We start from the raw sequence: 7,154 nt of genomic DNA, 5'->3' as shown, positions 1-7,154 counted from the left end.
GAACCGACGACCTCATGCTTGCAAAGCACGCGCTCTCCCAACTGAGCTACGCCCCCGATCTGACATCGGATGCTGGGGATAGAGTGGTGGGCCAGGCAAGATTTGAACTTGCGACCTCACGCTTATCAAGCGCGCGCTCTAACCAGCTGAGCTACTAGCCCACGGGACCGAGGGTTAACCTCGTGCCGTTCAAAGGGTCTGGAGAAGGGATGCGCCGACGGCGGCTCCTGCGGGCCGGTTAAAGCCACGCTCGTCTATGATTAGACAAGCCGTGGACCCAGCGCGGGCGTCCTTAGAAAGGAGGTGATCCAGCCGCAGGTTCCCCTACGGCTACCTTGTTACGACTTCACCCCAGTCGCTGACCGTACCGTGGTCGGCTGCCTCCTTGCGGTTAGCGCACCGGCTTCGGGTAAAGCCAACTCCCATGGTGTGACGGGCGGTGTGTACAAGGCCCGGGAACGTATTCACCGCGGCGTGCTGATCCGCGATTACTAGCGATTCCAACTTCATGCACTCGAGTTGCAGAGTACAATCCGAACTGAGATGGCTTTTGGAGATTAGCTCCCCCTCACGAGGTCGCCGCCCACTGTCACCACCATTGTAGCACGTGTGTAGCCCAGCCCATAAGGGCCATGAGGACTTGACGTCATCCCCGCCTTCCTCCGGCTTGTCACCGGCAGTTTCTCCAGAGTGCCCAACCAAATGATGGCAACTGAAGATGGGGGTTGCGCTCGTTGCGGGACTTAACCCAACATCTCACGACACGAGCTGACGACAGCCATGCAGCACCTGTCTTACCGCCACCGAAGTGGAAAGTGCGTCTCCGCACCGGTCAGTAGATGTCAAGAGCTGGTAAGGTTCTGCGCGTTGCTTCGAATTAAACCACATGCTCCACCGCTTGTGCGGGCCCCCGTCAATTCCTTTGAGTTTCAACCTTGCGGCCGTACTCCCCAGGCGGAGTGCTTAATGCGTTAGCTGCGACACCGAAGTTCTAAGAACCCCAACGTCTAGCACTCATCGTTTACGGCGTGGACTACCAGGGTATCTAATCCTGTTTGCTCCCCACGCTTTCGCGCCTCAGCGTCAGTATCGGTCCAGTGAGCCGCCTTCGCCACCGGTGTTCTTCCCAATATCTACGAATTTCACCTCTACACTGGGAATTCCACTCACCTCTCCCGAACTCAAGCCGCTCAGTCTCAAGCGCAATTCCCAGGTTAAGCCCGGGGATTTCACGCCTGACTTGAACAGCCGCCTACGCGCCCTTTACGCCCAGTAATTCCGAACAACGCTAGCCCCCTTCGTATTACCGCGGCTGCTGGCACGAAGTTAGCCGGGGCTTCTTCTCACGCTACCGTCATCATCGTCGCGTGCGAAAGAGCTTTACAACCCTAAGGCCTTCATCACTCACGCGGCATTGCTGGATCAGGGTTGCCCCCATTGTCCAATATTCCCCACTGCTGCCTCCCGTAGGAGTCTGGGCCGTGTCTCAGTCCCAGTGTGGCTGATCATCCTCTCAGACCAGCTACCGATCGTCGGCTTGGTGAGCCGTTACCTCACCAACTACCTAATCGGACGCGGGCCCCTCCTTCGGCGATAAATCTTTCCCTGACAGTCTCCACAACCATCAGGCTCATCCGGTATTAGCTCCAGTTTCCCGGAGTTATTCCGAACCAAAGGGCAGGTTCCCACGCGTTACTCACCCGTGCGCCACTAAGGCCGAAGCCTTCGTTCGACTTGCATGTGTTAGGCATGCCGCCAGCGTTCGTTCTGAGCCAGGATCAAACTCTCAGGTTCAATGCGGTTCCGGTAGCGGGCTTGCGCCCACCAGAACCTCGACGGAAACCAACCTCAGTCGGCACCTCAAACCCAAGTCCGTTCCTGTTCCCCTCATCGCTGAAGGGACATATTCAGAGCATGTTCTTAAGATGCGCTTCGATCGTTTCCATTGTGTGCCCGTACTGGACCCAGCATCGGAACCGCCGTCTGCGCATCCCTTCTCAAGACGTTCACTTGTTCAAGAACCCGTGGCCCAAACGCAAAAAGCGCCGACAACCACAACCCCGTCCCTGGCCGATCCCCGTAAGGACCAACCCAAACCCGGACAGGAAGGGCAAATTCCGTATCGACCGGCGACCCCATCGCTGGAGCTTTCCGCCTGGTCCGCAATCCCCTCATCCACCAGCGTCACCGCCAGAACTCAGGGATCGCTTCGCCGTCGCGCCGTTCGTTGTCGCCCGCCGCGTCGGTGAACGGGGTTATAGTGACCTCACCGGGGGCCTGTCTACAGGAATTTTGCAGTCACATGACGATTTTTACCAAACCTGGGTGGGCGCCGTCGCTACCGCCGCGTATCCCCTATATATGCTCGCACGCGCGCGTGGAAAGGCGGCGTCACAGGCGCTTTTCCCAGCCCAGGGCTGCGGCGGGCGCGGGGTACCCCCAGGCGGCTTAATTTCGCCACCACCGCCAGGTAAGGAGGCGGCCGTCGGCGGTACCCACCTTGCCCCGACGGCGGACAAACTCAAATGCCCCCGCCTTTCAAGTCCTATTAACGTGTCGTACGTAGGATGTTCCCGTTGACAGTGACAATAGCGTCACGCGAGGATTGGCCTAACCGGTGGCCAGGCATTCCGCGCCTCTTGGCGGGTGAAGCCTAGGCCCATCGGACGAGAAGAAACTGGGGCGTTACGACCTGCCGAATCCCCGGGGCAATGGACCGGATTTCGGCGTTTCCAGTCGTCAGTTCCTCTCCCTCAATACCGGCCCCGCCTCTCGGGGACAGGGCCGGCCTGGGGATTTTCGTGGTGTTCGTGGCACCACGGCCAAGGCCGTTCAACCGGGCGGCCCGTCGACACCGTGCCCGGGGCCTGGGAACAGGCGCCCCGGGAAACAGCGCCCGATGGGGCCTATAGCCTTTGACGTTGAGGGTTTTGACGATGCGGTTTGATTTGGGGGAGTGGGGGCCTTGCTGAAGCGCATCGCCGTGACATCGGCCGTCGCCCTGACCCTGGGCGGCGTCGTCTCCCTGGCGTCCCTGGACGACACAGGCAGCGTGGCCATCGCCCCGCAGGCGCTGCCGCCGGCCCCGCCGTCCGACGTGGACCCCGACCTGGCCGCCGCCGCGGCCGCGGCCCCCAAGGACCAGCAGATCCCCCAGCAAACCACGGTGGCCGCCGCCACCCCGGCACCGCAAACCAACAAGCCCCTGTCCATCGACCCCGTTGAACGCCGCCATGTCAGCGTGGGCCGGGGCGACACCCTGATGCAGGTGCTGATGGATGGCGGTGTGCCCGCCGACAACGCCCAGAACGCCGTCAGCGCGCTGAGCGCCGTCTATGACGTGCGCCGCATGAAGGCGGGCCAGGGCATCACCGTACTGTTCGACCACAGCGAGGGCGACAAGTTCATCGGCCTGGAGTTCCAGCCGGCCGCCGAGCGCGCCGTGTCGGTCGCCTTCAACGGCGGCCGCTACCAGGCCCGCCAGGTGGACAAGCCGCTGGAGAAGAAGCTGGTGGCGGCCCGCGGCCGCATCACCAGCAGCCTGTCGGAAGCGGCCAGCGCCGCTGGTGTGCCCTACCCCGTGCTGGACGCCTTCATCAAGCGCTACGCCTACGACGTCGACTTCCAGCGCGACCTGCAGCCGGGCGACACCTTCGAAATCTTGTTCGAGCGTTATTACACCGAGGACGGCCAGGCCGCCCGCGACGGCGATATCCAGTTCGCGTCGCTGACCCTGTCGGGCAAGGAGAAGGCCATCTACCGCTACCAGGCGGCCGGCAGCACGCCCGATTATTACAACGCCTTGGGCGAGAGCATCCGCCGCGCCATCCTGCGCACCCCCATCGACGGCGCCCGCGTCACCTCGGGCTATGGCATGCGCATGCATCCGGTGCTGGGCTACAGCAAGATGCACAAGGGCAAGGACTTCGGCGCCCCCGTGGGCACCCCCATCTACGCCGCCGGCGACGGCCTGGTGGAACAGGCGGGCCCCTTCAGCAGCTATGGCAACTACGTCAAGCTGCGCCACGGCAACCAGATGGAAACCGCCTACGGCCACATGAGCCGCATCGCCAAGGGCCTGCGCCCCGGCATGCGCGTGGCCCAGGGCGACGTCATCGGCTATGTCGGCGCCACCGGCCGCGCCACCGGCCCGCACCTGCACTTCGAAGTGCTGCGCGGCAACCAACAGATCAACCCCGACAGTAAAGAGGCCAAGATCGAGGCCGGCCGCAAGCTGGACGGCAAGGATCTGAAGCAGTTCCAGTCCATTGTCGCCCAGGACCAGGACACCTTCCGCGACATGCAGGAAGGCATGACCATGGTGGCCGGCAAGCCGGGTGCCGGTCATGTGGTCCAGGCCGCGGTGAAGCGGCACTGAGCCCCGGCAGTCGGAAGCACAAAATTCAGGGCCGGCCCCCTGGGGGACCGGCCCTTCGCATTCCAGCCTTCAACGTACGGTTGCTCAGTGCACCGTCGGGGGTTGCCCCCAGAGGCTTTCGCCGGCCGGCGGCACCTTGATGGCCTCACCGTTCAGGACCAGGCCCTCCGGCCCGGCGGAGACGGTGATGGTCTCCCCGTCGTTGATGCGGCCTTCCAGGATGCGGGTGGCCAAGGGGTTCTGCAGTTCCCGCTGGATCACCCGCTTCAGGGGCCGGGCGCCATAGGCCGGGTCGTAGCCGGCGTCGGCCAGCCAGCGCAGGGCCGCGTCGTCCAGCTCCAGCGTCATGTTCCGCTCCGCCAGCATGCGCCGCAGGCGGCCCAGCTGGATGTTGACGATGCCAGCCATGTGCGGCCGCGACAGGCGGTTGAAGATGAGGATCTCATCCAGCCGGTTCAGGAATTCCGGCCGGAAGGACCCGCGCACCACCTCCAGCACATGGGCGTGCGCCGTGGCCACCGCCGCCGCGTCCGCCCCATCGGCCAGGGCGGCCAAGGCCTCGGACCCCAGGTTGGACGTCATGATGATCAGCGTGTTGCGGAAGTCCACCGTGCGGCCCTGGCCGTCGGTCAGGCGGCCGTCGTCCAGCACCTGCAGCAGCACGTTGAACACGTCGGGGTGGGCCTTCTCCACCTCATCGAACAGCACGACCTGATAGGGCCGGCGGCGCACCGCCTCGGTCAGGGCTCCGCCCTCCTCATAGCCGACATAGCCCGGGGGGGCGCCGATCATGCGGGCGACCGAATGCTTCTCCATGTATTCCGACATGTCGAGGCGGACCATGGCCGTCTCGTCATCGAACAGGAACTCGGCCAGCGCCTTGGTCAGTTCCGTCTTGCCCACGCCGGTGGGGCCCAGGAAGAGGAAGCTGCCGATGGGGCGGTTGGGGTCCTGCAGGCCGGCGCGGGCGCGGCGCACGGCGTTGGACACGGCCACCACCGCCTCGTCCTGGCCCACCACGCGGCTGTGCAGCTTCTCCTCCATGCGCAGCAGCTTTTCCCGCTCGCCCGTCAGCATCTTGTCCACGGGAATGCCGGTCCAGCGGCTGACCACGGCGGCGATGTCGCCGTCGCGCACCTCCTCATTCAGCATGCGGTTGCCGCCGGCCTCTTCCGCCTCGCGCAGGCGGCGCTCCGTCTCCGGGATGACGCCGTAAGTCAGTTCGCCCGCCCGCGCCCAGTTGCCGGTGCGCTGGGCGTTTTCCAGCTCCGCCCGGGCTTGTTCCAGCTGTTCCTTCAGCTTCTGGGCGCTGGACAGGGTGTCCTTCTCCGCCTGCCACTGGGCGGTGAGGTTGCCCGACTGCTCCTCCAGCTCAGCCAGCTCGGTCTCCAGCTTGACCAGCCGGTCCTTGGAGCCCTGGTCGGTTTCGCGCTTCAGCGCCTCGCGCTCAATCTTCAGGCGGATGATCTGGCGGTCCAGCTCGTCGATCTGCTCGGGCTTGCTGTCCACCACCATGCGCAGCCGGCTGGCAGCCTCGTCCACCAGGTCGATGGCCTTGTCGGGCAGGAAGCGGTCGGTGATGTAGCGGTTGGACAGGGTGGCGGCGGCCACGATGGCGCCGTCGGTGATGCGCACGCCGTGGTGCAGCTCGTACTTCTCCTTCAGCCCGCGCAGGATGGAGATGGTGTCCTCCACCGTCGGCTCGGCCACGAAGACGGGCTGGAAACGCCGGGCCAGGGCCGCGTCCTTCTCGATATACTTGCGGTATTCGTCCAGCGTCGTGGCACCCACACAGTGCAGTTCACCGCGCGCCAGCGCCGGCTTCAGCATGTTGGAGGCGTCCATGGCGCCGTCGGCCTTGCCGGCGCCCACCAGGGTGTGCAGCTCATCAACGAAGACGATGACCTCGCCCGCCGCGGACTGGATTTCCTGCAGCACGGCCTTCAGCCGTTCCTCGAATTCACCCCGGAACTTGGCGCCGGCCACCAGGCCCGCCAGGTCCAGCGCCATGAGGCGCTTGTTCTTCAGGCCTTCCGGCACGTCGCCGTTGACGATGCGCAGGGCCAACCCTTCCACGATGGCGGTCTTGCCCACGCCGGGCTCGCCGATCAGCACGGGGTTGTTCTTGGTACGGCGGGCCAGCACCTGGATGGTGCGGCGGATTTCCTCGTCGCGCCCGATAACGGGGTCGAGCTTGCCGTCGCGCGCCGCCTGGGTCAGATCGCGGGCGTATTTCTTGAGCGCGTCATAGCTCTGCTCCGCCGACGCGCTGTCGGCGGTGCGGCCCTTGCGCAGGGCGTTGATGGCCTGGTTCAGGGCCTGCGGCTTGGCGCCGGCCTCGGCCAGCACCTTGGCGGCGGTCGTGCCCTCGGCCATGGCCAGGGCCAGCAGCAGGCGCTCGGCCGTCACGAAGCTGTCGCCCGCCTTCTGGGCCAGTTGCAGGGCGTTGTCGAACACCTTGGCCAGCTCGCGGCTGAGGCTGATCTGCCCGGCGCCGGGACCGGACACCACCGGCACCTTGGCCAGCGCCGCCTCGACACCCGACAGGGCGCGGGCGGGATCGGCGCCGGAGGAGCGCAGCAGGTTGGCCGCCAGGCCTTCGCTGTCGTCCAGCAGCACCTTCAGCAGGTGTTCAGGGTTCAGGGTCTGGTGGCCGCCGCGTAGCGCCAGCGTCTGCGCCGCCTGCACGAAGCCACGGCTGCGCTCTGTGAACTTCTCGAAGTCCATCGCAAAAAGCTCCTAGTGTCGGCCAGAGCGTCCGCCAGGCAGCCCGTTC

Annotated in this window: 2 protein-coding genes, 2 tRNA genes and 1 rRNA gene (1 of these 5 cut by a window edge); 1 reads left to right on the top strand and 4 read right to left on the bottom strand. The window is 65.0% G+C overall.

The window, feature by feature from the left end:
• From UAA55_RS18465 to UAA55_RS18455, 3 genes are all read right to left on the bottom strand, one after another.
• A tRNA-Ala gene (locus UAA55_RS18465) sits at positions 1 to 56 on the bottom strand (it extends 20 nt beyond the left edge of the window).
• Between the two features lie 28 nt (positions 57 to 84).
• Positions 85 to 161 (bottom strand) — tRNA-Ile (locus UAA55_RS18460).
• Positions 162 to 296: 135 nt separating this feature from the next.
• Positions 297 to 1,794: ribosomal RNA gene (locus UAA55_RS18455) — 16S ribosomal RNA — on the bottom strand.
• A 1,162-nt stretch (positions 1,795 to 2,956) separates the two neighbouring features.
• Between UAA55_RS18455 and UAA55_RS18450 the strand changes: the two genes are divergently transcribed.
• Positions 2,957 to 4,378 carry a M23 family metallopeptidase gene (locus tag UAA55_RS18450; protein ID WP_322954589.1) on the top strand — a complete coding sequence of 474 codons (1,422 nt, stop codon included), beginning with the start codon at positions 2,957 to 2,959 and terminating at the stop codon, positions 4,376 to 4,378.
• A gap of 84 nt (positions 4,379 to 4,462) precedes the next feature.
• Here UAA55_RS18450 and clpB read toward each other — a convergent pair whose 3' ends face one another.
• Positions 4,463 to 7,105 (bottom strand): ATP-dependent chaperone ClpB, encoded by a 2,643-nt coding sequence (clpB, locus tag UAA55_RS18445; RefSeq protein ID WP_322954588.1) that lies wholly within the window; start codon positions 7,103 to 7,105, stop codon positions 4,463 to 4,465.
• Positions 7,106 to 7,154 lie beyond the last annotated feature (49 nt).

This window comes from Nitrospirillum guanabarense (assembly GCF_034653355.1).
In the GTDB taxonomy this organism is placed as follows: Bacteria; Pseudomonadota; Alphaproteobacteria; order Azospirillales; family Azospirillaceae; genus Nitrospirillum.
This window is presented reverse-complemented; position numbering and strand designations above follow the sequence as displayed.